Here is a 15,905-nt window from a genome sequence, read left to right as displayed (position 1 = left end):
TGTCCTTCAAAACAGAGATTCAGGCGTGATTGGGCGCTGGTTTGCCCAGTGCAACGGCCGGTGCGGTTTTCGGTGTGTTGCGTGCGGCGAAGACGATGATCGCGGCGATGATCGACGTTGCGGCCAGGCCATACAGTCCGCCCTGAATGGAGCCGGTGTGTTCTTCGAGCAGGCCGAACGTGGTCGGCGCAACGAAGCCGCCAAGGTTGCCCACCGAGTTGATCAGCGCGATCACGCCCGCCGCGATCCGTGCATCCAGATAGGCCTGAGGGATCGGCCAGAACAGCGACGATGCGGACTTGAAACCCAGCGCCGCGAAGCAGATGGCAACGAAGGCAAAGATCGGCCCGCCGGTGGTGGACATGAACATGCCGGCCGCCGCGATCAGCAGGGCAGCGGCGACCCAGGCTTGCTGGTTTTTCCACTTCGCCGATAGGGATGCGAAGGCGTACATGCCGACGATCGATAGCAACCACGGAATCGAGTTGAACAGCCCGACCTGAATGTCGCTGAGGTCGCCCATCTTCTTGATGATGCTCGGCAGCCAGAAGGTCGCGGCATAAATGGTCAGCTGGATGAAGAAGTAGATCAGGCAGAACAGGATGATCTGGCGATCCTTGAGCAGCGTGCCCAGCGACGGTTTGATCGGTGTCGCCGCTTCCCGGGCCAGTTGCTCGTCATCGATGGCTTTGACCAGCGCGTCCTGCTCGGCGCGGGTCAGCCATTTGGCGTCGTGGGGTTTGGAGTCCAGCCAGAACCACACGAACACGCACAGCCCGACTGAAAACATCCCCTCGATGAAATACATCCATTGCCAGCCGTGCATTCCGAATCCGGTGATCTGCAACAGTAACCCGGACAGCGGACCGGAGATCAGCGAAGCAATCGCCGAACCACTGAGGAAAATGGCAATGGCCTTGCCGCGCTCAACGCCTGGCAACCAGCGGGTGAAGTAATAAATCACTCCGGGAAAGAAACCGGCTTCCGCCACGCCCAGCAGGAATCGCAGGATGTAGAAGTGGGTTTCGTTCTGGATGAAGGCCATGCCCGCGGCGACCAGGCCCCAGGTCAGCATGATGCGGGTCAGCCAGATACGTGCGCCGACTTTTTGCAGAAGCATGTTGGAGGGGACTTCGAACAGCGCGTAACCGATGAAGAACAGGCCGGCACCGAGGCCGTAGGCGGCAGCGCCTATCCCTAAGTCCTGCTCCATGTGGGCGCGGACGAAGCCGATGTTCACGCGGTCAATGTAGTTGACGATGAACATGATGACGAACAGCGGCAGGACATGGCGTTTCACTTTCGAGATGGCGGATTTCAGGACCGAATCGGCTCCCTCGTGCATCCCGGATATGGATGTATTCACTTGGTTTTCTCCCACTGATTATTTTTATGCGGGGTGTGGCTGGATGTTGCTGTGTTGATAGACATCATACAACTAGGTTTTTTCGCCCTGCAAGCACCTTTATCCAGTTAAATAGCGCTTTCGTCGCGCAGTTTTGTTCTTTTTGCGGTGGTGTGTGTTCTCAATGAAGGTCATTTTTGACCATTTGTTGAGTGTTGTCATACAAGTAGAGCGTTTTTTCTCAAGATCCCAACCGAGCGCAGTGCTACGATTCCGTGAGCCCTGCTTCCGGATGATCGCCATGCAAGAAGACCTCGACGCGCCCGCGCGCAAGCGCACTCACAACCTGGCCCATGACCTGGTGGCCAAACTGAGCCAGAGCATCTTGCTCGGGCAGATGGTGCCGGGAGACAAGCTGCCGTCGGAGAACACGATTGTTCAGGAGCACGGGGTCAGTCGCACCGTGGTGCGAGAGGCGATCTCGAAGTTGCAGGCTTCAGGCCTGGTGGAAACCCGCCACGGCATCGGCACCTTTGTGATCGAGCGCGCGCCGGAGCAGGGGCTGCGATTGAATGTCGATACGGCCTTGGGGGTGCGTAGCATTCTGGAGTTGCGCATGGGCCTGGAAACCCAAGCCGCCGCGCTGGCGGCGAGCCGTCGCACCGAGCAGCAGTTAGCGCAGATGCGCGAAGCGCTCGATGATTACCAAAGCCTGCTCGCCAACAACGACAGCTGTGTCGAGGCCGACAAGCGCTTCCACCTGCTGATCGCCGAAGCCACCGGCAACGTGTGCTTCACCGAAATCATGCAGCACCTGGGCAGCGCCATGATTCCGCGGACCCGGGTCAATGCCGCCGAGCGTGGCGCGGCGGATCTGAGCAAGCTCGGGCAACTGGCCAACCTCGAGCACGAGGCAATTCTCAACGCGATCAAACGGCAAGACCCGGACGCCGCTCGCGCCGCCATGTGGCTGCACCTGACCAACAGCCGCGACCGGTTTTCGTCCGGTGGCTGACGACCGTTTGTCTAGTCGATAGCACGCCATTCAGGCGCTCGCTTCCAACGAGTACGGCCCAGATTTGCTGGACCTCATCAGTGAGGTGCGTCATGGCTAACGACTCAATGTTCCCGGATGGAACACCCAATACCGACCCGACCAGACCCATGCCCGGCACCGACGAGCCGATGCAGGATCACGATGCTCCGCCCGGCAGGGACCCTTCACTGGACCCGGCTGCCGCCGACGCTGATCGACCTGACGACTGGAAGGATCCAGCCGCTGACGAGGACGTACCGCCAGCGGATGAGCCAACCCCTTTATCGGATGACAGGCGATAAAAAGAACCCGGCCACTGTGCCGGGTTTTTTATTGAATCGTCAGCGATGGTCGGGCAGGCGGGTCGCGATGACGGTGGGCCGCCGCTCCAGATTCAACGCCAGCACACTGATGAGTACTACCACGGCCCCAACCCCGACCAGCAACGTCGGCTGCTCACCCAAGGCAAACGCCGCAATGGCGATGGCCGTTGGCGGAATCAGATACAGCGTCATGGTCGCCCGACTCAAATCAATGTGGGCCAGCACAAACGCCCAGGCCAGGTAGGCGAGGGCGCTGGGAAACACGCCCAAAGCCAACACTGCCCATTGCACATGAATCGGTGCGCTGACAACTTTGTCGGCCAACCCCGGCAGATAAATCAGCAACAGCGCCGTGCCCGACCAGACCGTAAAACAGACCAGCGTCAAGCCGTCGTAGCGTCCGCAATGATGCTTCTGCAGTGCGAAGTAAAAACTCCACGACACCGCCGCCAGCAAGATCAGCAACCCGTTCGCATCAAGGCTGCCCAGTCCGCGGTCACCCGCCACCACAATCACCACCCCGATCAATCCCGACAAAACACACCCCCAACGCCAGGCGCTGACCTGGTCCTTGAACACGAACCGCGCCATCAGGGTGCTGAACAGTGGCGTCGATTGCGCCAACACACTGGAGGCGCCGGCGCTGACACTTTGCTGGCCGATATTCAGGGCGACGTGGTGCAGGCTCACGGCAAAGAAACCAAGAACGATCAGCAGCGGCAGATCACGAAGCTTCGGCAGACTGATGCCTTTGAACACGGCGACGACGGCCATGAACACCGACGCAATCAGAAAGCGCAGCAGTGCCAGGTGACCGGGGTCATAGGCCTGCAAGCCGATGTGGATGCCGGTCGGTGAGTAACCCCAACAGGCGACGACAAACGCCATGGCCAGGAGAATTTTGAGGGCGTGCGTGGAGGGCTTCATGAACGATCACCGTTGGGTTGATGCACCGAGTATCGGAAGCCCGACCATTCGCCACAACTGACTTATACTGCGTTAACTGTTCACTTTGGGTGATGTATGGAGTTGGCACAGATTCGCATGTTCAAGACCGTGGCCGAGGTCGGCAGCATCGCCCGGGCGGCGGAGCTGTTGCATTGCGTGCCGTCGAACATCACGGCACGGATCAAGGCGCTGGAAGCCGAGCTGGGTGTGGCGCTGTTTCTGCGCGAGGGTCGAGGTTTGCGCATCAGCCCGGCGGGGCAGACGTTTCTGGCCTACGCCTCGAAGATTCTGGCACTGACCGTTGAAGCCAAACGCGCCGTGGACCCGTCGGCCGAACCCTCCGGCCCGCTGCGCATCGGCGCCATCGAATCCTCGGCCACCGGTCGCCTGCCGCGTCTGCTGGCGAAGTTTCACAAGCGGTATCCCGGCGTTGCGCTGGAACTGACCACTGGCACCTGGAGCCAACTGCTCGATGACACCCTCAATCATCGGCTCGACGGCGCGATCGTCGCGGTGGATGTCGAGCGCTCGCAACTCAAGCGCACGCCGATGTATCGCGAAGAGCTGCTGCTGATTGCCTCGACCTCCCTGGGGCCGGTGCGCGATATCGCCGACTTGCAGGACAAGACCGTGTTCATGTGGCCGCAAGGCTGTCCTTACCGGGCGGCGCTGGAGCATTGGTTGTTGCGGCAAGGGCAGGCGCTGCCGATAGTCAGCCTCGCCAGTTATGGGGCGATTGTCGGGTGTGTCAGTGCCGGGGCCGGGGTCGCGCTGGTGCCCAAAGGGGTGTTTGACCAGTACGCCAAAGGGGCGGGATGCGCGGGGTTTGAGTTTCCTGAGCTGACGGCCATCGACAACCTGTTTTACTGGCATGAAAACGCCGGGGTTCACCCCGCGCGGGAAGCGTTTGTGGCGATGTTGCGCGAGGAGTTTTTGCCTCGGTAGGCGGAGGGGATCGATCCATTCGCCGCTGGATGGAGACGCGCCGCCTGTAGGAAATTTCTTGAGCTTGAGCGAGAAGCGTCCTACATAAAATTCAAGCGAGAGGGCGCCAGACTGTCGGACTCTTTTTGCTCTCTGGATTCGGTAATGGCGACATTTGTACTTCGGTTACCTGACGGTTTACGTCAAAAACTAAAACATGCTGCCAGGGCAAACAGGCGAAGTTTGAACGGTGAAATTATCGCTCGAATGGAACGTGCATTAGCAGAGATATCCATGAGTGAACTTGATGATGACATTAGATTTTTGTTGATTCGTGAAGTACTTGCATCGGAGAACTCAACAGTCAGTACCGAAGCCTGGCCGGGTTCCGACTGATTGCTCAACTTTTTTACTGTGAGCCGTCTTGTTGTTCGGCAATCCATTCATGTCGAAGCGTAAAAGGAACGTCGTCTTTGAGTCCGATCCGTTCTAAAAGCTTGCTCGAACTGGATCCAAAACCGGCCGTTGATGTTTTCAGCAGACGCCGGGAAATCAAAGTCGTTCTAATAGACTAACGGCCCTGCTGGGAAATTTCCTACAAGACGGAAGGATGGATCCTTCGTCTGGAGCAGTAGGACGTTGCCACAATTCTGTCTTCAGTTTTGGTAGAGCAACTAGTGAAGATGGACTCACTTAGCGTTCTTGTTTTAGAAGATAAATCGATTCAGCGCGGTGTTTTGGTCAACGCTTTAAAACACTTGGGAGTCATCGATATCTTGCAAGCGGATAGTACCGAACGGGCTATGACGAAGATCAATCGACCCGGGGGCGTGGACATAGTGCTCTGCGACCTGCGAAGCACGGCCCTCAACTGCCTGGGTTTTTTGCACACCGTCGGTCAGAACGGCATGGTTCGCGCTGTCGCGCTGAGCAGCGAGGTACGGCCGGAAATGCGTCGTGCCGTGGGGCAGATGACCTGTTTTTCGAAATTGCAGTTGCTCGGGGAGTTGAGCCAGCCCATGCAGCCCGGTTCATTGCAGGGTGTGTTGCATCGCTACAGGCACCGCCGCCATTCGTCTGCCGTTGATTCGTCACCGCTGCACAAGCTGCCCGGTGAAGAAGAGGTCCGGCAGGGCCTGGTGTCGGGGGATTTCAAAGCCTGGTTCCAGCCCAAGTTCGAGATGACCAGTGGCACGGTGGTGGGGGTTGAGGCGCTGGCGCGTTGGGAACATCCTGTCAGGGGGCTGCTGCTGCCCAAAGACTTCCTGGCCGCGGTGCTGGCGTATGACCTCATTGATGAGATGTTCAAGCAAATGCTGGAGCAAGGGATGAATCTGTTACTTGCCCTGCGCGATCGTGGCCTCAGTCTGCAATTCGGATTCAATCTTCACGCTTCGCAACTGACCCGTAACGACCTGACCGACCATATTCTTGGTCGCTTGAAGTGCCACGATTTCCCGGGGTCGACCTTGTTGTTCGAAGTGGCTGAAAACGGCCTGCTCGGCGCGCCCCGGGTTGCCCAGGAAAATCTGTTGCGTCTGCGTGCAATGGGATGCGGTCTTTCAATCGATGGATTCGGCCTGGGGTTTTCCTCGCTGAAGCTGCTCTGTCAGTCACCTTTCAACCAATTGAAGCTCGCCGGCCAGCTTGTCCAGGACATTTCTGACTCGCGCACCCGGTCGATGATCACCAGTGCCCTGGCACTTTCGCGGTCCCTTAACATGAGCCTGGTCATCGAGGGGGTGAGCAGCCAGGTGATCCGAGATGCAGTGGTCGAAATCGGCTGCTCATTGGGTCAGGGTTTTCATTTGGCGCCGCCGATGGATTCGAGCCGGCTCATGCAATGGCTGCAGAACCGGGAAATACGAAAAGAATAATAACGGTCGTCGACTGGCGAGTGATGTAGAGGTGGGTGCTTCTTTGTACGGTGACATGTTCCGTTATCCTGTGATGCATGACCTTTGCGTCATCGGTTGTGTCCGGTGCGTATTACAGCGAGGTTCAAATGCATAAAGCGTTGGTTGTGGACGATCATCCATTCATTCGGGCGACGGTGAAAATTCTGCTACAGAAAGAGGAGTTCGGGCTGGTCGTCGAGGCTGATAATGGTGCGGACGCGGTGCAACTGGCTCGCCAGCATGTCCCGTCGCTGATCGTGCTGGATATCGCCATGCCGAAGCTGGACGGCCTGGAAGTCATCAGTCGGATTGTGGCGCTGAAACTTCCGTGCAAGGTACTGATATTGACCTCCCAATCGCCGGCCTTTTATGCCATGCGCTGTATGAAGGCCGGTGCGGCTGGTTATATTTCAAAAACCGACGAATTGGGCGAACTGAGCAAAGCGATCAAGGCGCTTATGGCGGGCTATACCTTTTTTCCCAATCTGTCAGGTAATTCCGTACGCCGAAATGATATCGATGCGACCGAGCTGGATATGATTCGTTGTTTGTCCGATCGTGAACTCATGATCTTGCAGCAACTTGCACGTGGCTTGAGCAACAAGGAAATCGGCGATGCAATGTTATTAAGCAACAAGACCGTCAGTACTTATAAAACCCGTTTGATCGAAAAGCTTAATGTCAAGTCGGTGGTCTATCTGGCCGACTTTGCGAAGCGGAATAACTTGATCTGAATGAGAATGCCTCTGCGTAACTACCTGCTTGCGGTGTTTGTGTTCGGCCAGTTGGGGAGTATTTCGTCGGCCCATGGCGGTGCGCAAACCTTAAAACTGTCCATTCACTCAAGTGATGAAAGCTTCATCGTTGGTTCGCAAGAACCGGACGTGCACTGGCTGCGCACCTCAAGTCCACGGCAACCGGACATTTCCGCGCTGGGTCTCAGCGCGGCCGAACAACGTTGGCTGGCCAAACACCCCCGGCTGAAAGTGGCCGTCAACGATAGCCTCGTCCCGGTATCGTTCTTCGACCAGTGGGGTGTATACCGGGGAATCAGCGCCGAAGTTCTCACTAAAATCAGTCAGCGCACCGGATTGAAGTTCGATGTGGTGCGCGGTCATTCAATGGACGAGCTGATCAGGCAGATCAAGCAGGGCGACGCCGATCTGATCGCGGCATTCAACGCCAGCGCTGAAAAGGACGCCGAGCTGCGGGTGACTCGCGCTTACCTGACCGACCCGAATGTGCTGATGAACAAGGTCGAGTCGGGCAGCCCGGGAGCGCGGGAGGCCATGGCCAGCACTTTCGGTTTGCTGTCAGTCAAGGTGGGTTTCGCCACCGACCGCAAGGCCGTGGAGCTGCTGTCGATTCTGGATAAAGCCCTGCAACACATTCCTGCGCAAGAATTCCAGGCATTGTCCGGGCATTGGCGCAACGACGAGGTCGTGGATGAGGGCATCTGGCTGCACGGCCAGTCTGTGGTTGTTCCGGGCTTCACTCTCTTCGGGCTGTTATTGCTGGCGGCCGTGGGCTGGATCGTCTACCTGCGTCGATTGATTGTGACCCGCGAAAAGGCCGAGCGGGCGCTCAACGACCAGATGGAATTCATGCGCGCCATGATCGATGGCACCCCGCACCCGATCTATGTCCGTGACCGCGAAGGGCGGCTGGTGAGTTGCAACTCGGTTTACCTTGACGTGGTGGGGGCCAGTCTCGAGAAGTTGATCGGCAAAAAAATCACCGACAGCCCGCAGCTCTTTTATGCCGACACTGCGGCCATTCATGAAGAGTACCTGAGGGTGATGGATGAGGGTTCCCGGGAGATTCAGGATCGGGTCCTGAGAAGGCGAACCGGTGTCGTCCATACGGTTTACCACTGGATCCTGCCCTATCGTTCGAGCGATGGCGTGGTCAAGGGCATGATTGGCGGCTGGATCGATATCAGCGAACGCCAGCGTCTGTTCGATGAATTGCAGAATGCGAAGAAAGGTGCCGATGACGCCAATCGAGCGAAAACCACCTTCCTGGCCACCATGAGCCATGAAATCCGCACCCCGATGAATGCCGTGATCGGCATGCTCGAACTGGCGATGAAGAAGGCGGACAAAGGCATCATGGACCGGTTCGCCATCGAGGTGGCGTCCGGCGCCGCGCGTGGGTTGCTGGACCTGATCGGCGACATTCTGGATATCGCGCGAATTGAATCCGGGCGTCTTTTCCTGGCACCGGAACGCGCAGGATTACGGGAGTTGGTGGAATCGGTGACGCGCATGTTCGAAGGCGTGGCTCGGCAAAAAGGTTTACGCCTGCTACTGGATTTTGACCCGCAGGCCAGTCGCGACGTGCTGATCGATCCGCTGCGCTTCAAGCAGATTCTGTCCAATCTGCTGAGCAACGCCATCAAGTTCACTGACGAGGGCAGCGTGCGCTTGAGCGTGCAAGCCGCACCAGGCAGCTGTGACGAGCGCCTGATGATTCATGTGCAGGTCAAGGATTCGGGGATCGGTATTTGCGCACAGGATCAAGCGCAGTTGTTCAGTCCTTTCACTCAGGCCCGCACTAATCACCAGTCGGCGCGGGGTGGTTCGGGACTTGGGCTGTCCATCAGCCGTACCCTGTGCGAAATGATGAAGGGGCAGCTGCACCTGAGCAGTGCGCCGGGCGAAGGTACGCAGGTTGATATCTCGCTCGATCTGCTCGTCTTGCAACCCTTGCCCGCAGCCACGGTGTCGGTGACTGAACTGGAGGCCCAGCAGTGGGCGTTGAACATTCTGGTGGTCGACGATTATCCGGCCAACCGTTTGTTGCTGTCGCAGCAATTGACCTATCTCGGTCATGGGGTCAGTGACGCCGAAGACGGTGCTCATGGCTTGCGTGCCTGGCGCAACGGTTCCTTCGATGTGGTGATAACCGACTGCAACATGCCGGTCATGAACGGCTATGAACTGACGCAGGTGATTCGCGATCTGGAAAAATCGTCTGGCGCCAAGCCTTGCCTGATCCTGGGGTTCACCGCCAACGCCCAGCCGGAGGAAAAGGAGCGGTGCCTGGCAGAAGGGATGGACGATTGCCTGTTCAAACCTATCAGCCTCGCGGACTTGAGTGCTCGACTGGCCTCGGTACAACCCTGCACCGAGTCATTGCCCCGAGGCGGGAATATTGTCGAGACAGGCAGCACTATCGATCTCAGCAGCTTGCAGCAACTGACCTGTGGCGATCCCTGCGCCATCGACCATCTGCTGGGCGATCTGGCCGTGAGTAACGAAGAGGACATGCTGCGTCTGATCAGGTTGTTCGGCGAGCATGACCTGCCGGGGCTTTGCGATCTGGCGCACCGGGTCAAGGGTGGGGCGCGAATCATCAAGGCCTACGGCTTGATCGTCTGTTGCGAGCAGCTGGAAGCGGTCTGCACGGGGGGCGAGTCGGCATCGTTGACGGAAGCGGTCGATGCCTTGCAGCAAGCCATGGAGCAATTGGCCCAAACCCTCGAGGTGCACCGGTGTGCGGACGTTCAGCAACTGACTGCGGTTGCCGAGTGATTGTCGGAAAAATCCTACATACAGGCAGAAATTTCCTAAAGATCCGCATCGGCCAAGTCCCGACAATGCGTTCACATCTTCGATTGTGAGCCCCTGCCAATGCCCATGCGTCCGTTACGTATCCTCGTTCTTGGTGCCCCCCACTTTCAGCGATTGATCTCGGGCAAAATGCGGTCGCAGCCAGATTGCCAGGAGATCTTCGAAGTGGCTGACTGGGTACAGGCCCTGGCGATAATCGAACAGGTGGGGCCGGTGGATATCACGCTGTGCGACCTGCGTTTCGAGGGGGTGAATAACCTGGAGCTGCTGCAGAGCGTCGGTCGATCAGGCCTGATGGGGGCGATCATCATCTGCAGTCCACTGCCGGCAGACGTGCTTCGGGCGGTGAGACAGATCGTTTCGCCGCTGGGAATGATCCTGCTGGGGGACTTCAATGAATATTCACCGATGCGTCCATTGCAGGCATTGCTGGAAAAACAGAAGACAGAAACGTTCGACATACCCGTCTCGCCTCCTGTGACAGCGTTGATCCATGAAGAAGATGTGCGTCAGGCCTTTGCCCAGCGGCAATTGCAGACGTGGTTCCAGCCCAAGTTCGATCTGCTGACAGGGGAGGTTTGTAGCATCGAAACCCTGGCGCGCTGGCACCATCCTTTCAAAGGCGTCCTGCCGCCCTCCGTGTTCATTCCGGTCATCGAGCAGTGTGGTTTGCTCGATGAACTGCTGTTCATGCAACTGGAACAAGGCTTGAACCTGCAACGCCAGGCACTTGAACAGGGCGTTTCGCTGAATGTCGCCTTCAATCTGCAGGTCTCGCAACTGGCCAATGCCCATCTCATCCCCAGGATCCGTATGGTTCTGGATATTCATGACTTGCCCGGTTCAGGGCTGACGTTTGAACTGACGGAAACGGGGCTGCTCGAAGTACCGCCCGCCAGCCTGGAAAGACTGACGTGCCTGCGGATGATGGGTTGCGGTCTGTCGATCGATGACTTTGGCGCGGGGTTTTCCTCACTGCAACGGCTATGCCAGTTGCCCTTCAACGAAATCAAACTCGATGCCGGTTTTGTTCGTGGCGTGATGCACGAACCGCGTTGCCGCGCTGTTATCAGCAGCACCCTGGCGCTGGGCGATGCATTGGGCATGGCGGTGGTCGCCGAAGGCATCGAAACCGAAGAACAGCGGCGAGTGCTGCTGGAGCTCGGGTGTACGCAAGGGCAAGGCTATTGGTGCGCGCGGCCAATGCCGGGAGCGGATTTATTGCATTGGCTAACCCTGCAACAGATGCCCAGCAGCAGGTTCTCGGCCATTAACTGATCGATGGTTTGCTTGAATGCCCAGAGGTTCATGCCGTTTTTGCATAACCACAATCATCCACTCGGAAACGACATTTGCAGTATCCGGGCTCTTTCGATAGAGCGGCCATATCACTGAGTTATGAGGGCCACATTCGCGGGTGATCTGTACCATACTCTTCGTATGCATGACCCTTTGAGTCGTCGGTATTTTCCGGTTCGTCTTGCAGAGAGGTTTATATGCATAAAGCGTTGGTTGTAGACGATCATCCGTTCATTCGGGCGGCGGTAAAAGTGTTGCTTGAGCGTGAGCAATTCGAACTCATCGTCGAAGCTTCCAATGGCGTCGATGCGGTACAGATGGCTCGCCAACATGACCCGGTACTTATTCTGCTGGATATCGCCATGCCTGGCCTCGACGGGCTGGAAGTCATCAGCCGGATTCGCGCACTGAAATTGTCGAGCCGGATCCTGATATTGACTGCCCAGCCAGCGTCCTGCTATGCCATGCGCTGCATGAAGGCGGGCGCTGCCGGTTATATTTCGAAAACCGATGATTTGAGCGAATTGAGCAAAGCGATCAAAGCGCTCATGGCCGGTTATACCTACTTTCCCAACCTGGCAGGCCATTCCGTACGTCGATCTGATGTCGATTGCACCGAGATGGAGATGATCCGCGAACTGTCCGATCGTGAACTGATTATTTTGCAGCAACTTGCCCGAGGCCTGAGCAACAAGGAAATCGGTGATGCCATGTTGTTAAGCAACAAGACCGTCAGTACGTATAAAACCCGCCTGATCGAAAAGCTTAACGTTAAATCGGTGGTGTACCTGGCCGACTTTGCCAAGCGCAATAATCTGGTCTAAATGAAAACTCTTCTGCTTGACTATCTGCTTGCCGTACTTCTACTCGGTCAGTCGGGAGGTATTTCTTCAGCCCAGGCCGAGGTGCAATCCTTGAACCTCTTTGGCCGTTCGAGTGGCGAGAACTACACCGTCGTGCTGGACGAGTCGGACTGGCGCTGGTTGCGCAACAAGAATTCACTGCGCCTGGGCGTGTCAGCGCCGGACTATGCGCCCTTCGACATCATCACCAATGGCCAGGATTACGAAGGGATTACGGCTGATTACGCCGAGCGGCTGGCCACCCTGTTGCACACCAGGATCGAGGTACGTCGTTACGACTCTCGAGCCGAGGTGCTACAGGCACTCAAAGTCGGTGAACTGGACCTGGTGGGCACTGCCAACAGCTTCGATGCGACAGATCCGGCGTTAGCGCTGTCCAGTGCCTATGCGCAGGCCCCGTCGGCGCTGGTGACCCGCAGTGGCAGCCAGGTGTTGAAGCCAGACCTGGCTGACAGTCGCCTGGCCATGCTTGACCACTTTCAGCCGACGGACGCCATCAGTGCGGCCTATCCCAAGGCCCAGCTGCAGCTTCACCCCTCGGCCCAGAGCGCAATCGGTGCGGTGGCGTTTGGTCAGGCGGATGCGTACGTGGGCGATCTCATCAGCACCCACTATCTGGTGAACAAACACTACCTGAACGACGTTCGCCTGACGACGTTGCCAGGCGTGTATGCAACGCAGTTTTCCTTCGCCATACACCCGGACAACCGTCGTTTGCTGCGCATCGTCAATGCCGCCCTGGCGGTGATTCCCATCACCGATCGCATGACAATCCTGCGCCGTTGGAGCGCCGGTGACATGAGCATTACCGGTCTTAATCCACTTCAGTTCAGTGCGGCTGAACAACGCTGGCTGGAAAAACATCCGCGCCTGACCGTGGCCGTCAACGATAGCTTCGCTCCCCTCTCGTTTTTTGATGAGCAGGGTGAGTTCCGGGGCATCAGTGCCGAGGTCCTGGCGAAGGTCAGTCAGCGTACCGGTTTGAAATTCAATGTGCTGCGCAGCAGCTCGGCGGACAACATGATCAAGCTGATCAAAAAGGGAAACGCCGATCTGATAGCAGCATTCAATCCCAGTACCGAGCGAGCCAGCGAGCTGCGTTTCACCCGCCCTTATTTGACCAACCCGTTTGTGCTGGTCACTCGGAACGAGTCGGGCAGCCCCGAAAGACTGGAGGATATGGTCGGCAAAAAACTGGCGCTGCGGCGTGGCAATGCGCTGCATGATTTCATCCGCCAGAATTATCCGGGCATTGAGTTGATACAGACACCGGCTTCAGCCAATGCGATGGCGTTGGTGGCCAAGGGGGAGGCGGACGGTGCCATCAATGCGCTGATCAACGGGCGTTACTTGATCATGCGCGACTACCGCGACCGCTTGCGCATGGCCAGTATCGTCGGCGTGTTGTCGGCGCAAATCGGCTTCGCCACCGATCGCGGGGCGCTGGAGCTGTATTCGATCCTGGACAAAGCCCTGCAAAGCATTCCCCCGGAAGAACTGGATGAATTGACGGGCCGGTGGCACCACGACGTGGTGATCGATAATAGTAGCTGGCGGCAAAATCGCACCGTGGTCATTCAGGGGTTTGTGCTGTTCGGGTTGTTGTTGCTGGTGGCCGTGGGCTGGATCATTTACTTGCGCCAGTTGATGGCCAAACACGAAAAGGCCGAGTTGGCGCTCAACGATCAGATGGAGTTCATGCGCGTCCTGATCGACGGCACGCCTCACCCGATTTATGTCCGTGATCGACAGGGGCGTCTGGTGAGTTGTAACACTGCTTACCTGGACGTGGTGGGCGTCCCGCGCGAGACGGTGATGGGCAAGCAGATAACCGACAGCGTACTGCTCAGTCATGCCGACGCTCAGATCTATCATGACGAATACATGCAGGTGATGGAGGAGGGGACGCGATGGATCCAGGATCGCGCCATCACCCGCAAAGACGGCTCGGTACACACGGTGTATCACTGGATGCTGCCCTATCGCACCAGCGATGGCGTGGTCACCGGCATCATTGCCGGCTGGATCGACATCAGTGAACGCCAGCTGCTGTTCGATCAATTGCAGAATGCAAAGAAAAGTGCCGATGACGCCAACCGGGCGAAAACCACCTTCCTGGCCACCATGAGCCATGAAATCCGCACGCCGTTGAATGCGGTGATCGGCATGCTCGAACTGGCGATGATGAAGGCTGATCAAGGCGTCATGGACCGGTTCGCCATCGAAGTCGCCTCTGGCGCGGCACGGGGGCTGCTGGAGCTGATCGGCGACATTCTCGATATCGCCCGCATTGAATCCGGCCGCCTGTCGCTGTCCCCGGAGCGGGCCAACCTGCGTGAGCTGGTCGAATCGGTGGTGCGGATGTTCGAAGGGGCGGCACGGCAAAAAGGGCTGCGGCTGTTGCTGGATTTCGACCTCAAGGCTTGTTGCGATGTCCTGATCGATCCGCTGCGCTTCAAACAGATTCTTTCCAACCTGCTGAGCAATGCGATCAAGTTCACCGACGAAGGCGAGGTGCGTTTGAGCGTGAGGGCTGCGCCCAACGTGTGCGGCGAGCGGTTGGCGATTCATGTGCAAGTCAAGGATACCGGCATTGGTATTTCCGCCAAGGATCAAGAACAGCTGTTCAGCCTTTTCGGTCAGGCCAGCAATCACCACCAGTCGGCGCGGGGAAGTTCGGGGCTGGGCCTGGTCATCAGCCGTACCCTGTGTGAAATGATGCAGGGGCAGTTGCGCCTGACCACCGTGCTGGGCAAAGGCACGCAGATTGATATCCACCTCAACTTGCTCATCCTGGAACCCTTGCCCGCTGCCGAGTTGCCGGCGGCAGAACCGGTGTCGCAGGCGGGGGTGCTCAATATCCTGGTGATCGACGACTACCCGGCCAACCGCTTGCTGCTCTCCCAGCAATTGAGCTACCTCGGCCACGGCGTCAGCGACGCCGAAGACGGTGCCCATGGCCTGCGTGCCTGGCGCAACGGCCACTTCGATGTGGTGATTACCGACTGCAACATGCCGGTCATGAACGGCTATGAGCTGACGCGAGCCATTCGTGATGAGGAAAAGGCTTCGGGCGCCAAGCCTTGTCTGATTCTGGGGTTCACCGCCAATGCCCAGGCGGATGAAAAAGACCGCTGCCTGGCAGAGGGGATGGACGATTGCCTGTTCAAGCCGATCAGTCTCGGCGACCTGAGTGCCCGACTCGCCTCGGTCCAGCCCGGCACCGAGTCACGGCCGGTGGGCGGCAGGGTGTACACGATTGAAGGCGACATCGACCTCAGTAGCCTGGAGCAATTGACCCATGGCGATCACAACGCCATCGACCGTTTGCTGGGCGATCTGGCCGCCAGTAACGAAGAGGACATGTTGCGGCTGATCAAACTGTTCAGTGCGCATGACCTGTCGGGGCTTTCCGGCCTGGCCCATCGGGTCAAGGGGGGGGCACGAATCGTCAAGGCAAACGGTTTGATCCAGTGCTGCGAGCAATTGGAGGACGCCTGTCTGGGGTCGGACTCAGCCTTGTTGACCGAGTCGGTGGATGCGTTGCTGCAAGCGATGGAGCAGTTGGCGCAAACCCTGGAGCAGCGCCTGGTCGATCCGGCCCTGTAGATCCCGGCGGTCGCGCTGCCAAGGAACGCGCGTCTGCCCTTGGGAAATTTCCTACATTCATAAAGGAATTTTCCAGAGATACTCA

At 57.9% G+C, this 15,905-nt stretch carries 12 protein-coding genes; 10 read left to right on the top strand and 2 right to left on the bottom strand.

The annotated features are described in order from the left end of the window. Window positions 1-19: 19 nt before the first annotated feature. Window positions 20-1,366 (bottom strand): MFS transporter, encoded by a 1,347-nt coding sequence (locus ACA072_RS18950; protein WP_497619794.1) that lies wholly within the window; start codon window positions 1,364-1,366, stop codon window positions 20-22. A gap of 280 nt (window positions 1,367-1,646) precedes the next feature. Between ACA072_RS18950 and ACA072_RS18945 the strand changes: the two genes are divergently transcribed. After that, a complete protein-coding gene (locus ACA072_RS18945; protein ID WP_497619792.1) occupies window positions 1,647-2,360 on the top strand; it encodes a FadR/GntR family transcriptional regulator in 714 nt (237 codons plus the stop codon). Window positions 2,361-2,452: 92 nt separating this feature from the next. Continuing rightward, on the top strand, window positions 2,453-2,683 hold the full coding sequence (locus ACA072_RS18940) for a hypothetical protein (RefSeq protein WP_497619790.1): 231 nt from the start codon (window positions 2,453-2,455) through the stop codon (window positions 2,681-2,683). Between the two features lie 39 nt (window positions 2,684-2,722). Here the strand turns inward: ACA072_RS18940 and ACA072_RS18935 are convergent, their stop codons facing one another. Next, window positions 2,723-3,631: a DMT family transporter gene (locus ACA072_RS18935; protein WP_497619788.1), complete on the bottom strand. Its 909-nt coding sequence runs from the start codon at window positions 3,629-3,631 to the stop codon at window positions 2,723-2,725. Window positions 3,632-3,727: 96 nt separating this feature from the next. Here ACA072_RS18935 and ACA072_RS18930 point away from each other — a divergent pair, with 96 nt between their 5' ends. The 8 genes from ACA072_RS18930 (at window position 3,728) to ACA072_RS18895 (ending at window position 15,820) form a co-directional block, all read left to right on the top strand. Next, window positions 3,728-4,597, top strand: coding sequence for a LysR substrate-binding domain-containing protein (locus tag ACA072_RS18930; protein ID WP_497619786.1), 870 nt, complete (start codon window positions 3,728-3,730; stop codon window positions 4,595-4,597). Window positions 4,598-4,741: 144 nt separating this feature from the next. Beyond that, window positions 4,742-4,972 (top strand): Arc family DNA-binding protein, encoded by a 231-nt coding sequence (locus ACA072_RS18925; protein ID WP_497619785.1) that lies wholly within the window; start codon window positions 4,742-4,744, stop codon window positions 4,970-4,972. A 287-nt stretch (window positions 4,973-5,259) separates the two neighbouring features. Beyond that, the gene (locus ACA072_RS18920; protein ID WP_497625012.1) at window positions 5,260-6,453 is read left to right on the top strand and encodes an EAL domain-containing response regulator; all 1,194 of its coding nucleotides are present in this window, start codon (window positions 5,260-5,262) and stop codon (window positions 6,451-6,453) included. Between the two features lie 128 nt (window positions 6,454-6,581). After that, window positions 6,582-7,208, top strand: coding sequence for a response regulator (locus tag ACA072_RS18915; protein WP_497619783.1), 627 nt, complete (start codon window positions 6,582-6,584; stop codon window positions 7,206-7,208). After that, entirely contained in the window at window positions 7,209-10,010 is a 2,802-nt protein-coding gene (locus tag ACA072_RS18910; RefSeq protein ID WP_497619781.1) for an ATP-binding protein, read from the top strand. Window positions 10,011-10,214: 204 nt separating this feature from the next. Further along, window positions 10,215-11,327, top strand: coding sequence for an EAL domain-containing response regulator (locus ACA072_RS18905; protein WP_497619779.1), 1,113 nt, complete (start codon window positions 10,215-10,217; stop codon window positions 11,325-11,327). 218 nt (window positions 11,328-11,545) lie between these two features. Then, a complete protein-coding gene (locus ACA072_RS18900) occupies window positions 11,546-12,172 on the top strand; it encodes a response regulator (RefSeq protein WP_497619777.1) in 627 nt (208 codons plus the stop codon). Then, window positions 12,173-15,820 (top strand): transporter substrate-binding domain-containing protein, encoded by a 3,648-nt coding sequence (locus ACA072_RS18895; protein ID WP_497619775.1) that lies wholly within the window; start codon window positions 12,173-12,175, stop codon window positions 15,818-15,820. It begins immediately after the preceding gene. Window positions 15,821-15,905 lie beyond the last annotated feature (85 nt).

The organism is Pseudomonas sp. LBUM1656 (assembly GCF_059716065.1).
This window is presented reverse-complemented; position numbering and strand designations above follow the sequence as displayed.

Coding starts and splice junctions, on each gene's coding strand:
- ACA072_RS18945 (WP_497619792.1), top strand. CDS start 1,647: ATGCAAGAAGACCTCGACGCGCCCGCGCGCAAGCGCACTCACAACCTG.
- ACA072_RS18940 (WP_497619790.1), top strand. CDS start 2,453: ATGGCTAACGACTCAATGTTCCCGGATGGAACACCCAATACCGACCCG.
- ACA072_RS18935 (WP_497619788.1), bottom strand. CDS start 3,631: ATGAAGCCCTCCACGCACGCCCTCAAAATTCTCCTGGCCATGGCGTTT.
- ACA072_RS18930 (WP_497619786.1), top strand. CDS start 3,728: ATGGAGTTGGCACAGATTCGCATGTTCAAGACCGTGGCCGAGGTCGGC.
- ACA072_RS18925 (WP_497619785.1), top strand. CDS start 4,742: ATGGCGACATTTGTACTTCGGTTACCTGACGGTTTACGTCAAAAACTA.
- ACA072_RS18920 (WP_497625012.1), top strand. CDS start 5,260: ATGGACTCACTTAGCGTTCTTGTTTTAGAAGATAAATCGATTCAGCGC.
- ACA072_RS18915 (WP_497619783.1), top strand. CDS start 6,582: ATGCATAAAGCGTTGGTTGTGGACGATCATCCATTCATTCGGGCGACG.
- ACA072_RS18910 (WP_497619781.1), top strand. CDS start 7,209: ATGAGAATGCCTCTGCGTAACTACCTGCTTGCGGTGTTTGTGTTCGGC.
- ACA072_RS18900 (WP_497619777.1), top strand. CDS start 11,546: ATGCATAAAGCGTTGGTTGTAGACGATCATCCGTTCATTCGGGCGGCG.
- ACA072_RS18895 (WP_497619775.1), top strand. CDS start 12,173: ATGAAAACTCTTCTGCTTGACTATCTGCTTGCCGTACTTCTACTCGGT.